A 16,789-nucleotide genomic window follows, 5' to 3' on the forward strand; every position below is an offset into this window, starting at 1 on the left:
TCCCGGAGTGGGGGCGGGGACGGCCGCGACGGCGTCGGGGACCGCGCTCAGGGACAACGCGAGCGTCGCCGAGACCGCGACGAGCAGGTCTCGGACGCGGAGGCGTTTGAGGTCACGCATGTGAGGGCTCCAGATGCGGGGTGGGGGGCAGGTTCCGCAAGTGTGGGAGCGGTCACGGGGTGTCGCGACGTGCGGTCACGACACATTGGGCGGTCACCTCGTGGCGCATGTCTCCATTGCGGCGGCCCGTGCGTGCCCCGAGACGGCCGGACCGCCAGGACGGGCACCGGGGGCGCCGTGTCGCTACTGTGCGTGACAGTGGTGAGGGGGCTCGGTCTGCGTCGTACGCCGGGGAGCCGGAGAATGGCAGAGACGGGCGGTGGTTCCTGACGCGTGCGGGTACCGGCGTCCCGACGGGGTAGCCGACATCCGGAGGCCCGGGGCGGAGAGCGCCGCGCGACCGGCACCGCACCGACTCCCGCCGTCAGGAGGTGGCCATGACATCGACGGACGCGACGACGGACGCGACGACGGACGCACCGAAGGACGCGCTGGCGGAGTACCACCGCCGACGCGACTTCTCCAGGACCGCCGAGCCCAAGGGCGCCGACGACGGGGCGGAGGCGCGGTGGCCCGTGTTCGTGGTGCAGATCCATGAGGCGACCGCCATGCACTTCGACTTCCGTCTGGAGGTCGGCGGCGTACTCAAGTCGTGGGCGGTACCGAAAGGGCCGTCCACCGATCCGCACGACAAGCGGTTGGCGATGCCGACCGAGGACCACCCGCTGGAGTACCGGGAGTTCGAAGGTGTGATCGCCGCGGGTGAGTACGGGGGCGGTACGGTGATCGTCTGGGACGAGGGGACCTACCGGAACATCTCGACCGACCGCAGCGGCGCGGAGGTCGACTTCGGGACCGCGCTGGAGCGGGGGCACGCCTCGTTCTGGCTGGACGGCCGCAAGCTGCACGGCGGTTACTCGCTCACCCGTATCCGCGACACCCGCGGTGAACGTGAGGCGTGGTTGCTGGTGAAGCGCGCCGACGAGCGGGCCTCCGGCGCCGGCACCCCCGACCCGCACCGCGCCCGCTCGGCACGTACGGGACACACCCTCCGGCAGGTCGCGGCCGAGGCGGCCGGTGGCGGCGGATGAGCACCACGTTCGCGCGCACACGACGTTCACCGACGAGGATCCGCGAACAACCCGGCGGGAGCAGGCGATGACCACGACCACGTCAAGGAGCATCCGCGTCGGCGGGCACACGGTGGAGATCAGCCGCCCGGACAAGGTGCTGTTCCCCCAGGACGGCATCACCAAGGGCGACCTCGTCGACTACTACCGCACGGTCTCCCGGCGCATGCTGCCGCATCTGCGTGACCGCCCGCTCATGCTCGAACGCCACCCGGACGGTGTCGACGGCCCGGCCTTCATGCAGAAGGAGGTGTCGGAACACTTCCCCGACTGGATCCACCGGGCGGAGCTGCCCAAGGAGGACGGCACCGTCACCTACACGGTCTGCGACGACACCGCGACCCTGGTCTACCTCGCCAACCAGGCGTGTCTGACGCTCCACCGCTTCCTGTCCAGGGCCGACCGCCCCGACCACCCCGACCGGCTCGTCTTCGACCTCGACCCGCACGGTGACGACTTCACTCGCGTACGGGACGCGGCCCGGTGGACCCGTGAGCTGCTGGACGAGTTGGAGCTCCCCGCGACGCTGATGACCACCGGCTCGCGCGGCCTGCACGTCACGGTGCCCCTGGACCGGCGTGCGTCCTTCGACGAGGTCCGCGCGTTCGCCGGCGACGTCGCCGGGTTCCTCGCCGCCCGCCATCCCGACCAGCTGACCACCCAGGCCCGCAAGCAGGCCCGGGGAGACCGTCTCTACCTGGACATCCAGCGCAACGGATACGCCCAGACCGCGGTCGTTCCCTACGCCGTACGAGCCCTCCCCGGCGCCCCCGTCGCCGCGCCGCTGGCCTGGGAGGACCTGGACGCCCCGGACCTCACCGCGCGTCGCTGGACGGTCTCCACCGTCGACGAGCTCCTCAAGGACGACCCCTGGCACGACGCCCCGCGCGGCCGTTCCCTGAACGCGGCCCGCAAGCGCCTCGCGGCGCTGGGCGACGGGAAATGAGGGACCCCGAACCGTCCCAGTCAGGGACCCCCAACCTTCAGACGCCGAGGGACGCCCGACCGTCAGTCGCCGCCGAGGTGTCCGGCGTGGGGATCGGGGCCCTCGGCCTACACCTGCGGGCCGCCGTTCCGGGCGGCGGACGGCAGGGGCGGGCCGGGCGTGAGCATCTGACCGGCGGCGAGTTCGCGGTAGGCGGGGCTGGAGGAGAGCAGGTCCTCGTGGCGCCCGCAGGCGATGGCCCGGCCGCCCTCCAGGACGACGATCCGGTCCGCGTGGCGGACGGTGGACAGACGATGTGCGATGACCAGCAGAGCGCACTCCTGGGCGGCTTCCCGCATGACCGTGGTGAGGGCTGCCTCGTTGATGGCGTCCAGGTGTGAGGTCGGCTCGTCGAGCAGCAGCAGGGAGGGCCGGGCGAGCAGGGCGCGGGCCAGGGCGACCCGCTGCCGTTCCCCCGCGGAGAGCGTCGCGCCGCGCTCGCCGAGGACACCCGAGAGACCGCCGGGCAGACGACGTACCACCCCTTCGAGCTGGGCGAGTTCGATGACACGGCGGATCTCGGCGTCACCGGCGTGCGGCACCGCATACGTGATGTTGTCGCGCAGGGTGCCGTGGACGACATGGGTGTTCTGGTCGACCACCGCGATATGCGCGCGGCACCCGTCGCGGCTCAGCTCGGTCGTGGGCCGGCCGTCGAACAGCAGGGTTCCCGCGTCGGGTTCGTAGAACCGCGCGACCAGTGCGAAGAGGGTGCTCTTGCCCGCTCCCGACCGTCCGACCAGGGCGACCTGCTGTCGGTGGGGGACGGTGAAGGAGACCCCGCGCAGTACGGGCCGGTCCGGCTGGTAGCCGAAGTGGACGTCCTGGAGGGCGAGGGCCGCCTTCGGCCGTGGGGACGCGTGCGCGGCAGGTGACGCGGTGCGGGCGCGCTCGCGGGGCCGGGCGGGTCGCGGGGTCGGCTCCGGCTCGGTGGGGAGGCTGTGGGCCTCCGCCACCCGCTGGTAGGCGCCCATGCCGCGCTGGATGAGGCCGACGGCCCGGAAGACCGACGACAGGGGCAGGACCAGGTACGAGGCGTACAGCAGGAAGGCGACCAGGTCACCGAGCGAGCCGGTGTGGCCGTTCACCCGCAGACCGCCGATGACCAGGACGAGCAGGAAGGAGCCCTGGACGGCGAGTTCGACGGCGGGGCTCATCACCGAGGCGAGCTGAGCGGTCCGCACTCCCGCGCGGTAGGCCTCGTCGACCCGCTCGCCGATCCGTGCCGCCTCGCGGTCCTCCGCCCGGTGCACGCGGACCATCGGCAAGGCGCTCAGCGCACGCTCCAGTTCGGCGGCGATGGCACCGACCGCGTTCTGCATGTGCTCGGACGCGGCCCTGATGCCCTTGAGCAGGGACGCGACGATCACCGCCGCGGCGGCCACCGTGAGGGCGACCAGGAGCAGCAGGAGCGGGTCCAGCCACATCATCAGGGCGATCGCGCCCGCCGCCGCGACGGCGCCCGTGCCCAGGTCGACCAGCGCCTGGGCCACCACCTCCCGCAGCAGGGTGGTGTCGGAGGTGACCCGGGAGATGAGGTCGCCGCTGCGGTGGCGGTCGTACTCCTTCATCTCCAGCCGGAGCAGATGCCGGACCAGGCCGTGCCGCAGCCGGCACACGATGCCCTCGCCCATGCGTTCCAGCAGATAGCGGCCCACGGCACCGGTGACCGCTTCGAGGGTGAACAGCACGCCCAGGAGCGCCAGCGTCGACCAGAAGGCCGTGTCCGCGCCGCTCGCGTCCACGATGTGTTTGGCGACGAGAGGCTGGGCCAGCCCCAGGGCGGAGCCCGCCAGTGTCAGGGCCGTGGCGACGGCCATGGCGCCGCGGTGTCCGGCGGTGAGCCGGAACATGGTGGCGATCGCGCCCCGCGTCGTACGGTCGGGGCCCTGTCCATCGGGGCGGGTCATCGAGGGCGCTGGCTCACCGGGGTGACCGCCATCAACCGGGTGAAGTAGTCGTCGGGCACTCCTTCGTCGACGGGACGACCGTCGGCCTCGATCCAGGCATGGGCGGTGAAGGGCGGTACGACACGCGCTCCCGTGCACCAGGTCGGCCAGGTGCCGCCGAGCCGGCACAGCAGCGCGGCGCCCAGGGAACGCGGCAGGCACCCGCGGGGCCCGGCGCAGCGCAGGCTCACGGCGCACATCGCATCGCGGGCGTTCTTCGCCTCGGTGGCCGTCGCGGGCGCGGCGCCGCGGCGCAGCACGTTCAGGACGCGGCGGATACGGCGCGGCGGCAGCAGGGAGAGCACCACGGCGGGAAGCAGGACCAGCCGCGCACCCAGCTTCCGTACGAAAGGCACGTCGGAGGGGCGTTCGAGCGCGCTGGGCGTGGTCATGCGGCGAGCCCCGAGGCGCGCAGTTCGCCGACCAGCTGGGTGACGTCCTGCCGCGCCCGCTCTCGGCCGATGTCGAACTCCGCGACGACCGCGTCGACCGCCGCCGTCTCGTCCTTGCCGGCGAGCAGCGTCTCGACGATCAGGGTGGCGGTGGGGTTCAACTCCCAGTAGTGGCCGCTGCGTTCATCGAGGAGGACGGTTCCGTAGTCGGTCTGCGCGGTGGAGACGTCGGCGGCGAACCGCAGTGCCATGGTGTGCCTGCCTTTCACTCGGGGGTCAGATGGCGGTGGTGGCCCAGGTCTGCGCGGTGCGCGGCAGACCACGCAGCCACACCTCGGCGGCGATCGTGGAGTAGAGGATGGCCTGCCGCAGTCCGGGTGTGGCGGGCCGCTGGGCGAGAGCGCGCAGCGCGTCACCGTTCACCAGGCCGAGCTGTTCCAGCCGCGAGTCCTCCCACAGCGCGAGGAGGTCGGCGCGGTGCTCGCGCAGCCCGTTGGAGGCGTCCATGGAGGCCGCGGCCTTGTTGTTGCGCCGCAGACACACCTGCGGGACGACATCCCGCATGGCGGCGGCCAGCAGGGGTTTGTACCGCCAGGGCGACACCCGTTCGCTGGGCCGGACCGAGAGGAACGCCTCGATGACGCGGTCGTCCAGGAACGGTGACGCCATCGGAACGCCGGCCCTGGCGGCCATCGCGTCCCACTGGCGGATGATCCGTGTGCAGGAGCGGATCTGCTCCAGGTCGGCGTGCAGTCCGCGGTCGCGGTGCAGGGGCCGGGCGTCCTGGGCCGCGGTGCGCAGCGCCCGCGCGGCCAGCTGCTCGCCCTCGGGAGTCACCCAGTCGAACAGCCGTGGCTCCCCGCCCCAGCCGAGGGCGCCGCTGACGGTGTCGGGAAGGGGACCGCGCAGGTGACCGACGGAGTCAGCCAGCCACTTGCCGTACGGCCTGGAGTCGCTCAGGGCGCGTGCCATCCCGGCGAGCGGCCACTGCCACAGGGCGCGGAAGCCCCGCAGCTGGCGCACGGCGAACAGCGGGCGGGTGCGCAGAAGGCGGTGGTAGTACGCCTCCGAGCACCACGCGACATGGTCGCCGCCGATGCCGGTCAGATGCAGACGGCTGCCCCGATCGGCCATGGCGGGCAGGTGGTGCAGCACCCGGGAGCGGTCCATGACGCCGATGGTCGGCTCGTCCAGCAGGTCGTCGATGGTGAGCAGACCGGTGTAGACGAGCGGAGAGGCGTCGGCGTCCCAGACGACGTGTTCGACGTCCGGCAGGAATTCGGCGGCCTGCCGGGCCCAGTGCAGATCGGTGTCGGCGGGATCGCGTCCGGGCCAGGTGCTGGCCACTACGTGGGAGGGGGAGCGGTCGGCCAGGAAGCAGATGGACGTGGAGTCCAGGCCTCCGGACAGGTCGCAGCTGACCGTGCCGCCCTGCCGGGTACGGGCGTGGACGGCGTCGGCGAGGGCGTCGCGGGCCAGGGCGGCCCCGGCGGAGAGCGAGCGGACCGGCTCGGGCGGTGTCCACCAGCGCGCGTGGCGGGTGGACCGGCCGTCTGCCGCGACGACGAGGGCGTCCTGCGGTGGCACCGCGGTGATGCCTTTCCACAGCGGCGCTTCCTGCAACGGATGGGGGACCGGCCACAGCAGCCTGACCGCCACCTGTTCGACGTCCGGTTCCCGGCCGAGGGCGGCGGCGAGGATGTCGGCCCGGGTGGCGGCGACGCGTACGCCACCGATCTCCGCGTGGAAGACGAGCCGCAGTCCGGACGCGGTGCCCTGGACGCGGAGGCGGCCGTCGTGCGCGGCCACCAGATGGAAGCTGCCGGCGGTGGAGCGGGCCAGTGCGTCGAGCTGGGTGAGGCCGCGCAACTGCCCTGCGTGGCGGCGCAGTCGGGGGCCGTCGAGCGGACAGCAGCCGATGGCGGCGAGGGCCGTGGTTCCTGCCTGGGCGGTCACGATCTCGTCGTCGTGCCACCGGCCGATCAGCCAGGGACGGCCCGAGGCGTGGGGCAGGGTACGGGTTCCGGGGCGGGTGAAGAGGCGGGCCGCGGCGGCGGCTTCCTCGCGGTCCGGAAGGACCACAAAGTGCGCGTCGCCGCGGCCCGGACCCGCACCTGCGTGCGTGTCAGTCATGACGTCGAATCGACGTACCGTCGACCGTCAGTTCTTGCTGAGAATGAGACGGTCGTTTCCGTGTCGCTGCAGAAGTCCCGTCTCCTTCCGGAAAGAACCCAGTCGGACGAGCGTCGGAGCTTCGTACGCCTTCTTCATGACGACTCCTTCTCTTTTCCCTCTGACTGAACGTCACCACCATCCGGAGAGCCGGGAGGTGGTCAGGTGCAACGGTATTCGCAGGTCAGCAGGGGAAGGCAAGGGCGTCGAGCTTCATATGATTATCCGACCGTCGGGCCGCGACGGAAATGCGGAGGCATTTCAGGTCCGGACCACGGTCGGTGCGAAACAGGAACGGATTCCTGTTCGCGCGGTGAGCGGAACGATTCCATCAGCACGCTTGGTGAACTCTTGTCCGGCGGTGGAAGGGGGCGCACTACTGGGGCGCCGCAAAGATACCGGGCGCCCGGGATGCCGTCTCACGCCTTCGCCGTACTACGCCCGGCAGTGGTGCGCCCCCGCTCGAGAGATGCACGGGGTACACGAAGTTCTGGCGGGGCGGTGGTTCAGGCTTTCCGCAGTCGGCGCCGGTCCTCCTCGTCCCATGTCCTGGTGTCGCGCGGCTGCGCGTACGGCTCCTCGTCCGGCGGCATCCCACCGGCGATCGCCCGCTGGCGCACGATCTCCGCGTCGAACTCCAGCCCCAGCAGAATCGCCAGATTGGTGATCCACAGCCACACCAGGAAGACGATCACGCCCGCCATCGCGCCGTAGGTCTTGTTGTACGAGGCGAAGTCGGCGACGTAGAACGCGAACGCGGCGGAGGCGATCATCCAGATCAGCAGGGCCAGGAGACTGCCCGGGGTGACCCACTTGACGCCCTTCACCTTGGCGTTCGGAGCCGCCCAGTACAGGAGCGCGATCATGAGGGTGACGAGGGCGGCCAGCACGGGCCACTTGGCGACCGACCACACCGACAGACCGGCACTGCCGACACCGAGGGCGATCCCCACATGGCGGGCCACGCTTCCGGTGAAGACCACGATCAGCGCGCTGAGCACCGCCAGGACCATCAGGACGACGGTCAGCCCGATCCGTACGGGGAGGATCTTCCAGACGGGCCGGCCCTCGGGCATCTCGTAGACCGCGTTCGCCGCACGGATGAACGCCGCGACATAACTCGACGCCGACCACACCGCGAGCACGAGACCGACGACCGCCATCACCGAGCCCAGGCCCGCGCTGTCCTGCAGCTTCCGCACCGCGTCGGTGAGAAGGTCCCGGGCCGGGCCGGGCGCGAACCGCTGGACGTTGTGCAGCACCTTGTCGGTGGTCGACCTGCCCGTGATGCCGAGCAGCGAGACCAGGACCAGGAGCGCGGGGAACAGTGACAGCACGCTGTAGTACGTGAGCGCCGCAGCGCGGTCGCTCAGCTCGTCGTCCGTGAACTCCCGCAGACTGCCTTTGAGTACGGCGACCCACGCGCGCCTCGGGAGCTTCACAGGGGCATCCGGCGCCGCCTCCTCCACCTCCGGCGCCGGGCCGGCCTCCCGCGGTGCCGCGTCGTCGCCGCCGTTGTCCTGTCGCCCGTGAAGATGCCAGCTCGCCATGGGGCGCGGTTACCCCGGGGACGCCGTGTCTCACAGGGGCGGCATGTCCCACAGGAAGAGGTACCGGCGCTGTCACGCGATCTCGGTGAGCGGCTCCTCGGGCTGCGTCTTTCGCGCGAGGAGCTGGACCTCCTGGAACTGCCGCTGGTCAGTGGGCTTCGGCTCCATCACGAGGCGGGCCGACTCCTTCAGGCCCTGGTCACCGAGGAGTTCGGCGAGGCGGTCGGGGGACCAGCGGTAGGCCGTAGCCACCGCGTGGTCGTAGGCCTGGGGCTCGTCGTGCGGGCCGTCCGTGGCGGGGAACGCGATCAGCAGGTGGCCGCCGGGGGCCAGGACCCGGACGATCTCGGCGAGGACGGCGGGCAGCTCCGGTGGCGGGGTGTGGATGACGGACCATCGCGCGAGTACACCGTCGAGCGCGTCGTCCTCGATGTCCAACGCGGCCATCGAGCCGACCTCGAACCGCAGACCGGGGTGGGCCTCACGAGCGAGCCCGACCATCACGGGGGAGGCGTCGATGCCGAAGGCGTTGAGCCCCAGCCCCTGAAGATGGGTCGTGACGTAGCCCGGCCCGCACCCGAGGTCCGCGACCCGCCCCTCGCCGCCGCTCGTCGACACCAGCTCCGCGAAGGCGCTGAGGAGGGCACGCTCCAGAGGGCGCTCGCGCAGGGAGTCGTGGAACAGCTGCGCGTAGGTGGTGGCGATGGCGTCGTAGGCCTCGCGGGTGGAGTGCGAGGGGCCTTGTTCGAGTCCGGTCATCCGAAGACCGTAACGGGAGGAGAGGGCGGCGACCTACACCCCCTCCACCGCCCCCTGGCATGAGGTGATGCGACCCGCCGGGTGCGAGCCTCACGCCGTGACTGTCTGGGATGTGGCGCGGCCGTCGCGGCACAGCAAGGTGCCCCCGGTGTCAGTATCGCCGGGTTCCGTGGCCTGAGCGGCGGCCTGGTCGACGTCCGTGAGGCCGGCGTCGCGACGCGTGCCGAACTCCCGCCCTCCTTACGGAAAGAGGCAGCCCCTGTCCGGCAGGCTGGCCGGAGACATGCGGTCGCCGGTGACATGCGGTGCGGCCCGTCGCACACTGAGCGGGAAGGAAGGGGCTGTCTTGTTGCGATCGAGGCTCCGGCATGGGCTGTGGGCGGGGTGTACGGCCCTCGGTGTGGTCGGATGCGTGCTGCCGGCGGTCGCGGACACGGCCCGAGCGGGTCCGCCGGCGGCCGTCGCCGCCCCCGGCCGGGCGGGCCCGGCGCACACTGACGTCCTGTTCGTCGGAGCCCACCCGGACGACGAGTCCCCGTTGCTGGCCACTTTCGGTCAATGGGGGGAGCGGCGTGGGCTGAGCACCGGCGTGGTCACCATCACCCGGGGTGAGGGCGGTGGGAACGCCGTCGGCCCCGAGGAGGGCGCCGCTCTCGGGATGATCCGTGAGGGCGAGGAACGCAAGGCGGTACGGCGAGCCGGCATCCGTAACGTCTTCTATCTCGACAAGCCCGACTTCTGGTACACGCTGTCCGCTCCGCTGACCGCCGCGGTCTGGAACCGGTCGCCACAGCCGCCGACGGACACCCTCGCGCGGCTCGTCCGGCTGATCCGGGCGACCACTCCGCGGGAGGTGGTGGTCATGGACCCGCGTCCCTTCCGCCAGCACGGAGGACACCAGGAGGCGGCGCGTCTCGCCGTCGAGGCGTTCCGGGCCGCGGGCGACCCGAAGGCCTTTCCCGAGCAGATCACCCGGGAGAAGTACGCGGCGTGGAAGCCGTCCCGTCTGCTCGCCCAGAACAGCGGCTTCCAGGGGCCGGTGGGGGAGAAATGCGCCGAACAGCACGCGCGCGACCCTCACACCGGGCTCCCCGTCATCGGGGTCTGGACCGGGGTCACTTCCCACCGGTACCACGGCAGGACATGGGCCCAGATCGAACGGGACGCCGCCCGCGAGTACGCCACCCAGGGCTTCGCCTCGCTTCCGCCGACCGTCGAGTCCCCCCGGCGAAAGCTCCCCTGCGAGTGGCTGACCGTCCTGGCTGACGACCGCAGGCCCCAGGCGCCCGCCACACGGGACCAGCCCGGCCTGCGCCCGCTGTACGCCGACTTCCGCGCCTGGACGCGCCGGGTGCGCATGCCGTGGCTCGCCAACGACGCCCAGCCCGCCTATCCGGCCACCCCCTCCGCCGACGCGCCCGCGGTGGCGCGGGCTCCCGTCGTGGACGGAAAGGCCGGCGCGGGCGAGTACCCCGGCCCGGCCTCGCGCCTCACCCCGTGGGAGGGCGAGCGGTGCGCCGACGAGAGGGACTGCGCGGCAGACGTCCGCTTCTCGCGCCGGGCTGACGACCTGTACGTACTGATCCACGTCGCCGACGACGTCAAGGGGTACGCCCTGGACGCCGTGACCGACTGCAAACGCCACTGGCGGACCGACGCCGTCGAGATCGCCCTCGACCCGCGAGGCAACTCCGACGACACCTCGACCACCTTCAAAACCGGTGTACTGCCCTTCACCAGGGGCGGCGAGGGGCCCTGTGCGGAGCGCGACGCGGACAACCGCCAGGGACCCGCGGGCAGCACCGCTCCCGGTATGGCCGTCGCCTCCTCGGTGACCGACCCGTACCGGGGCTACTCGGTCGAGGTGAAGATCCCGCTCACCGAACTGCCCACCGGCGTCGACCCCCAACACCTCGCCGTCAACGTCCTCCTCTACGACTCCGACACCGGGGACCGGACCGGTCAGACGCGGCTCGCCTGGTCCCCCTTCGGCAGTGCCCAGGCCGACCCCTACGTCTGGGGCACCCTGCGCCTGCCGGGGTACGTCCCGCCGCCCGGCCACCCGGCGTGGCCCGCCCGCATCCCTCAGGAGGCGGCCCGGAGCGTCGACTCCAGAGCCTCCGTGGAGCAGGCCCGGCGCACCGGCGTCCCCCTCGCCGGAGGCCCCCGGGCGTAGGGCCGTCCCCGAACCCGGACCAAGATCGATTGTCAGTGGTGGGTGGGAGGATCGACGTATCGAATCCGAGAAAGAGGGGGGACTCGTCATGTCCGGAAACCAGAACTACATCAACCACGTCGCTCTCGTGCTGGATGCCAGCTCATCCATGTCGCACCTCAGCGGCAAGGTCGTCGAGGTCGCCGACCAGCAGATCGCGTATCTCGCCCGCCGCTCAAGGGAGTTGGAGCAGGAGACCCGCGTCACGGTGTACGTGTTCGCGGACACGGTCGAGTGTGTCATCTACGACAAGGACGTGCTGCGGATGCCGTCCCTGAAGCAGTTGTACCGGGTCGGCGGGATGACGGCTCTGCTGGCCGCGGCCCTGAAGTCGCAGCGGGAGCTGGCGCAGACGGCGCAACTGTACGGCGACCACAGCTTCCTGACGTTCGTGCTCACCGACGGCCAGGAGAACGCGAGCCATCGCAGCCCCGACGCCCCCAGCCGGGACCCACGCGCCCTGATCAAGGCCGTCGCCGAGATGATGGAGACACAGCAGGACAACTGGACGCTGGCCGTTCTGGTGCCGGACCAGATGGGCAAGCGCGAGGCCATGCAGTGCGGCTTCCCCAAGGACAACATCGCCATCTGGGACGCCACCAGCACCCGGGGCCTGGAGGAGGCCGGACAGGTCATCCAGCAGGCCACCGAGAACTTCATGGTGGGCCGCGCCCAGGGCATCCGGGGCTCGCGGGCGGTGTTCTCCACGGGCGCCGACGCCGTCAACAAGGACACCATCAAGGCGGCCGGTCTCGCGCCGGTGGACCCGTCCACGTACCAGCTGATCCCGGTGGCGCGCGAGGCGGCGATACGCGACTGGGTCGTCGAATGCGGACACACCTACCGTACGGGCTGCGCGTTCTACCAGCTCAGCAAGTCGGAGAAGATCCAGGCGCGCAAGCAGATCGCCGTGCTGGAGAAGAAGACGGACCGGGTGTACACGGGGCCCGAGGCCCGGGCCCTGCTCGGTCTGCCGGACGCGGAAGCCCGCGTCAAGCCGGACCACAACGACGACTTCACCATCTTCGTGCAGAGCACCAGCGTGAACCGGAAGCTCGTGCCGAACACGCGGCTCCTGCTGATGATCTGACGCCTCGCCGGTCTCCCGTCGCCCGCGCCCCTGCCCGACCGTCCGAGTACCCGAGCTCCATCGGAGCCCGGGTAGTCGGGTGCGGCCTATGACTGCGAAGAGACGGAGCCGTTGCCGGGCCGGGGTGTGGCGCGGCCGTGCAGCAGCAGGGCGCGCACGATGCCGCTCAGGGCGATGAGGCACAGCAGCGTACGGAAGATGTTGGCCGTCTCCCAGGTGCCCTTGAAGTCCGCGATCACTGAATAGTCGGTGGAGGGCCCGGGGCGGCCCAGGTCGGCAAGTCGGTTGTTGAGGGGGATGTTGATCCCCATGGTCAGCGCCAGCACGGCCAGGTAGCACAGCGCTGCCGCCAGGAGCCACCATCCCATCGGCCGCTGCTGCTTGCGGAAGGCGCGGACCGCCGCCCACGCGGTGACCGCCAGTGCGCCGAGGAAGACCAGGGCGAACGGGCCGCTGCCGTCGATGACGGCGTTGATGTTCCGCATGGCCGTGGCATACGTACGGTCGTCGCCCCTCGCCAGGCCCGGCATGACGGACACGTCGAAAGCGAAGAAGAGCCCGGCCATCAGACCCATCGCGAGGGCGGCGACGCCCAGAAGCGGCCCCGTCAACCGGTCCCGGCCGTCCCGCGAGAGGTGTGCGGGGAGCCGCGGGGAGCGGGGGTGTGCACCGGGCAGTCCTGCCGACATCCGTACGGACACATCGTCGTCGGTCGTGCCGGTGCTGCGAGACATCTCCGGGTGACTCATAAAACCCTCCGCGTGGCATTCACACGACCGCTCCGGCCGTGGTGACCCGTCGCACCGGGTGACCTGGTCATCTCATCGCGGAGGGCCCGTACGCGGCCATGGCCCAGACGCTCAGCCGCATACGCGAGTCTCCAGGCACGAAACGGCCCGGACGGGGCGTTGGGGGCATCCCGTCCGGGCCGTTGCTCAAAGCCGGTGCCGTGTGGTGCGCCGGATCAGCCGGTCGTGACCGAGGTGTCGTCGATCAGGAAGCTGGTGGCCGCCGAGGAATCCTCGGCGCCCGTGAACTTGATGGTGACCGTCTTGCCCTTGAAGGCGGACAGGTCCAGGGTGCGCTGGACGTAGCCGCTCGGGGTGGTGTTGGAGTACGTCGCCAGGGTGGTCGTCGTGGTGCCGGAGACGACCTGCGCCTTGAGGGTGTCGTACGCGGTGCTGCCGGTCTCCTTGGTGTCGATCGCGAGCCAGAAGGAGAGCTTCGGGGCCGCGGCCGTCGCCGGGATGGTCACCGACTGGGACAGGGTGTCGGTGTGGGAGGAGCCGTAGCCGTCCAGCCAGGCGTAGTACGAGCCGCTGTGCGCGGTGGCGCCGGTGTCGTTGGTGATGGCACCGGAGGACGCGGTCCACTTGGTCGCGCCCGACTCGAAGCCGGGGTTGAGCAGCAGGTTGGAGCCGCTCGGCGGCTGCGTGGTCCCGCCGCCGCAGGTGGTGGCGGTCGGGGCGACGGCGACGCCGCTCCAGGCCTTCTCGACGGTGGTGCACTGGGTGCTGCTGGCGCCGTACAGGTCGGTCGCGGCCTTGATGGTCGCGGTACGGGCGTCGGCGTAGGTGGAGGCGGCCGTCAGGTACGTGGTGAGCGCGCGGTACCAGATCTTGCCGGTGGCGTCGTTGCCGAGGCCGGTGACCGTGCCGCCGTCGCAGGTGGGGCTGTTGCCGTAGCTGGACGAGCCGGAACCGACCGCCATCAGGTAGAACCAGTGGTTGCCGACGCCGGACGAGTAGTGCGGGTCCAGGTTCTTGGTGTTGGTGGTCCAGCAGCTCTGGGAGACGCCGTCCTTCTTCGGGTCGTCCATGTACCGCAGCGGCGTGGTGCTGATCTTCTCGCCGATGAGGTAGTCGGGCTTGTCCGCCGGGCTGTTGGCGTTGAACTCGACCAGGGTGCCGAAGATGTCCGAGGTGGACTCGTTCATGCCGCCCGCGTCACCGAAGTAGTTCAGGCCCGCGGTGGCCGCGGTGACGCCGTGGCTCATCTCGTGGCCGGCCACGTCCAGCTCGGTGAACGGCTTCTGGCCGACGGCGCCGTCGCCGTAGATCATGCTGAAGCTGTCGTCGTCCCAGCCGGCGTTGTCGTAGTTGCTGCCGTAGTGGACGAAGGAGCGGGCGCCGACACCGTCGTTCTTGATGCCGTTGCGGCCGTGGACGTTCTTGTAGTAATCCCAGGTGGCCTGGATGCCGTAATGGGCGTCCACGGCGACCGTGGCGCGGTCGCTGAGGGTGCCGTTGCCCCACACGTTGTCCGTGTCGGTGAAGGCGACGCCCCAGCCGGCCGGCGGCGAGTCGTTGGTGACGGTCTTGTTCTGGGCGTCCCGCGTCTCCCCGTTACCGCGGGTCGGGTCCTTCAGCTCGTATCCGCCGGAGACGCTGCTCGTGCCCAGCGTCACGTCGCCGACCTGGTAGCCGTGGCCGGTGCCCGAGGCTGCGGCGCCGGCGAGCGAGGAGCTCTGCGGCGCGGTGGCGGTCTGGCCCGGCACCACCGTGCTGTGGAAGGTGTTCCAGGACTTCCCGGCCTTGCCGGTCGCCGCGTCGACCAGCGTGTGGACGTGGCTGGGCGAGCCGTCGGGGGCGGTGCCGTCGACGACGACCTGCCAGGCGAGCGTCGGCGTGGCCGCCGTCGCGTCGACGACGAGATCGGCCTTGCTGCCCTTCCTGGTGCCCTTGAACTTCGCGACGGCCACGGCCACCGCGCGCTGCTTGCTGACCTTCGGCGTCACCGAGAGCGACAGCGGGGCCTTGAGGGTGAGCGAGGTCGAGCTCAGCTCACCGTTGGGGGCGGAGTGCACGATGACGTCACCGCCGAGGACCGGCAGGCCCTGGTAGCGACGGTCCAGGTGGACGTGGCGGGTGCCGTCCTTGTCGACGGTCACGTCGTGCGCCACGAAGGTGTCGTGGACGCCGGCCCGGACCGCGTGGGGGCTGGCGGCCACCTCGGCGGTGGCATCCCGCAGGGCCTGCGTCTTGCTGACCTTCGGCGAGACGGCTCGGGGGCCCTTGGCGGCGGAGGCGGGGGTGCCCGCACCGGCTATCAGAAGGCCGCTGACCGCGAGGGACAGCGTGCCGACGAACACAGATCGTTTCATGAGGCCGGAGAATGGCGGGATTTGGGTCTCCGGGGCAATGAGATGCCAATACTGTTTAATAAGCAGCCCTGTGAAACGAGCATGACAAGTAACGGGTATGTGTCCCCGCTGTTTCCTGCCCTGATGGGCGTGTGTGCGGAGGCCTGACCGAACGGTCGGTGACCCTCCCGGCGCAACCGGGGCCTCGGCCAAGACTGTTCAGATCGTGACCTGCGTCACCCGCTGTTTGGCCGGAAGTCGCTAGCATGTGATAACCCCGCACGGCACGCAGGACGGATCACCTGTGCCCACTCAAGCCCCCCTGCCCGAACTGGCCGACGCCCTGCGCCACGGCCCGTTCGAGACCGCGCTCGACTGTGCGGTGCGCGCCAGTGGCCTCAGTCTGGAACGCATCCAGCACCGGCTGGCGGCCCGCGGGGTCGCGGTCAGCGTGACCACGCTCAGCTACTGGCGGCGCGGCCGGAGCCGCCCGGAACGCCCCCAGTCCCGCCAGGCCATACGGCTCCTGGAGGAACTGCTCGGCCTGCCCACCGACTCCCTGGTCTCCCTGCTCGGCCCGCAGCGCCCGCGCGGACGCTGGGTCAACCGCGCGCCCCAGACCCTGGATACGGAGCACCTGTGGCAGCAGTACAAGAGCCTGCCCGGCCTGCTCGACGCGATGGGCTCCACCGACGACGGACTGACCCGGCTCGCCGTGCACGACCGGTACGAGATCGACGAGAACGGCGCCGAGCGACGGCTGACCGTCACCATGGTGCTGCGCGCCGAGCACGAGCGGGTGGACCGGCTGGTGCTGATCAGCCGGGGCGACGACCCGCAGCGCGACCTGCCCGAGATCGTCGGTATCCGCAATGCCCGTAAAGGGCGGGTGCGTTCCGATACGTCCGTGCCGCTGTCCGTCGCGGAACTGCTCCTCGACCGGGTCCTCACCAAGGGTGAGACCGACGTGATCGAGTACACCTACGCCTTCTCGACCACCGGCGCCCGCACCAGTGAGGTCGGCACCGGCTTCCGCGCACCCGCCCGGCTCTATACCCTTGAGGTCCAGTTCCACCCCGACGCCGTCCCGGTCCGCTGCCACCGCTACTCCGGCACCACCGCGGGCGGCCCCATGCACCCCGCCGAACAGGTCTGGATCAGCGCATCGGGCCGCGCCGCGTTCACCGTGGAGGACCCGGGGCCGGGGTTCCAGGCGATGCGCTGGGAATGGGAGTGACGTAGGGGGACGTGGGGGCGGTGCCGCGCGCCGTCGGCTGTCGGCTGTCGGTAGGAGCGGGGCGGACGAGCGGGTCGGGCCCCGCGTCGCGGTGACCCCGGCGCGACGAGGGGCCCGCCGGGCACGCTGCGCCACCGCCACCGCCACCACCGCTGCCACCACCGCCAC

14 protein-coding genes are annotated in these 16,789 nt (G+C 71.2%); 5 read left to right on the plus strand and 9 right to left on the minus strand.

Annotated elements, in window-relative coordinates:
• The first annotated feature begins 497 nt into the window (after window positions 1–497).
• Window positions 498–1,151 (plus strand): DNA polymerase ligase N-terminal domain-containing protein, encoded by a 654-nt coding sequence (locus tag ACJA3G_RS11620; RefSeq protein ID WP_406552844.1) that lies wholly within the window; start codon window positions 498–500, stop codon window positions 1,149–1,151.
• 67 nt (window positions 1,152–1,218) lie between these two features.
• Window positions 1,219–2,136 (plus strand): non-homologous end-joining DNA ligase, encoded by a 918-nt coding sequence (gene ligD, locus ACJA3G_RS11625; RefSeq protein ID WP_406552845.1) that lies wholly within the window; start codon window positions 1,219–1,221, stop codon window positions 2,134–2,136.
• 107 nt (window positions 2,137–2,243) lie between these two features.
• On the opposite strand, the gene ACJA3G_RS11630 is transcribed toward ligD, so the two are convergent.
• The 7 genes from ACJA3G_RS11630 to ACJA3G_RS11660 form a co-directional block, all read right to left on the minus strand.
• A complete protein-coding gene (locus ACJA3G_RS11630; RefSeq protein WP_406552846.1) occupies window positions 2,244–4,085 on the minus strand; it encodes an ABC transporter ATP-binding protein in 1,842 nt (613 codons plus the stop codon).
• Window positions 4,082–4,516 carry a lasso peptide biosynthesis B2 protein gene (locus tag ACJA3G_RS11635; RefSeq protein WP_406552847.1) on the minus strand — a complete coding sequence of 145 codons (435 nt, stop codon included), beginning with the start codon at window positions 4,514–4,516 and terminating at the stop codon, window positions 4,082–4,084. Before ACJA3G_RS11635 ends, ACJA3G_RS11630 begins: the two co-directional genes overlap by 4 nt.
• Complete coding sequence (locus tag ACJA3G_RS11640; protein WP_406552848.1) at window positions 4,513–4,767, minus strand: lasso peptide biosynthesis PqqD family chaperone; 255 nt, start codon at window positions 4,765–4,767, stop codon at window positions 4,513–4,515. Before ACJA3G_RS11640 ends, ACJA3G_RS11635 begins: the two co-directional genes overlap by 4 nt.
• A gap of 25 nt (window positions 4,768–4,792) precedes the next feature.
• Window positions 4,793–6,649: a lasso peptide isopeptide bond-forming cyclase gene (locus tag ACJA3G_RS11645; RefSeq protein WP_406552849.1), complete on the minus strand. Its 1,857-nt coding sequence runs from the start codon at window positions 6,647–6,649 to the stop codon at window positions 4,793–4,795.
• A 27-nt stretch (window positions 6,650–6,676) separates the two neighbouring features.
• Window positions 6,677–6,787, minus strand: coding sequence for a keywimysin-related RiPP (locus ACJA3G_RS11650; protein WP_228624525.1), 111 nt, complete (start codon window positions 6,785–6,787; stop codon window positions 6,677–6,679).
• Between the two features lie 407 nt (window positions 6,788–7,194).
• The gene (locus ACJA3G_RS11655) at window positions 7,195–8,238 is read right to left on the minus strand and encodes a YihY/virulence factor BrkB family protein (protein ID WP_406552850.1); all 1,044 of its coding nucleotides are present in this window, start codon (window positions 8,236–8,238) and stop codon (window positions 7,195–7,197) included.
• Window positions 8,239–8,310: 72 nt separating this feature from the next.
• Complete coding sequence (locus tag ACJA3G_RS11660) at window positions 8,311–8,997, minus strand: class I SAM-dependent DNA methyltransferase (RefSeq protein WP_406552851.1); 687 nt, start codon at window positions 8,995–8,997, stop codon at window positions 8,311–8,313.
• 346 nt (window positions 8,998–9,343) lie between these two features.
• Between ACJA3G_RS11660 and ACJA3G_RS11665 the strand changes: the two genes are divergently transcribed.
• Window positions 9,344–11,173, plus strand: a complete 1,830-nt coding sequence (locus ACJA3G_RS11665; protein ID WP_406552852.1) for a sugar-binding protein — start codon at window positions 9,344–9,346, stop codon at window positions 11,171–11,173.
• 88 nt (window positions 11,174–11,261) lie between these two features.
• Complete coding sequence (locus ACJA3G_RS11670; protein WP_406552853.1) at window positions 11,262–12,302, plus strand: vWA domain-containing protein; 1,041 nt, start codon at window positions 11,262–11,264, stop codon at window positions 12,300–12,302.
• A gap of 86 nt (window positions 12,303–12,388) precedes the next feature.
• Here ACJA3G_RS11670 and ACJA3G_RS11675 read toward each other — a convergent pair whose 3' ends face one another.
• A complete protein-coding gene (locus ACJA3G_RS11675; protein WP_406552854.1) occupies window positions 12,389–13,036 on the minus strand; it encodes a DUF1772 domain-containing protein in 648 nt (215 codons plus the stop codon).
• Window positions 13,037–13,266: 230 nt separating this feature from the next.
• Window positions 13,267–15,405 carry a M4 family metallopeptidase gene (locus tag ACJA3G_RS11680; RefSeq protein WP_406552855.1) on the minus strand — a complete coding sequence of 713 codons (2,139 nt, stop codon included), beginning with the start codon at window positions 15,403–15,405 and terminating at the stop codon, window positions 13,267–13,269.
• A 283-nt stretch (window positions 15,406–15,688) separates the two neighbouring features.
• Between ACJA3G_RS11680 and ACJA3G_RS11685 the strand changes: the two genes are divergently transcribed.
• Window positions 15,689–16,621, plus strand: a complete 933-nt coding sequence (locus tag ACJA3G_RS11685; protein WP_406552856.1) for a hypothetical protein — start codon at window positions 15,689–15,691, stop codon at window positions 16,619–16,621.
• Window positions 16,622–16,789 lie beyond the last annotated feature (168 nt).

The sequence above is a fragment of the Streptomyces sp. YS-3 genome, assembly GCF_045257485.1.
Taxonomy (GTDB): Bacteria; Actinomycetota; Actinomycetes; order Streptomycetales; family Streptomycetaceae; genus Streptomyces.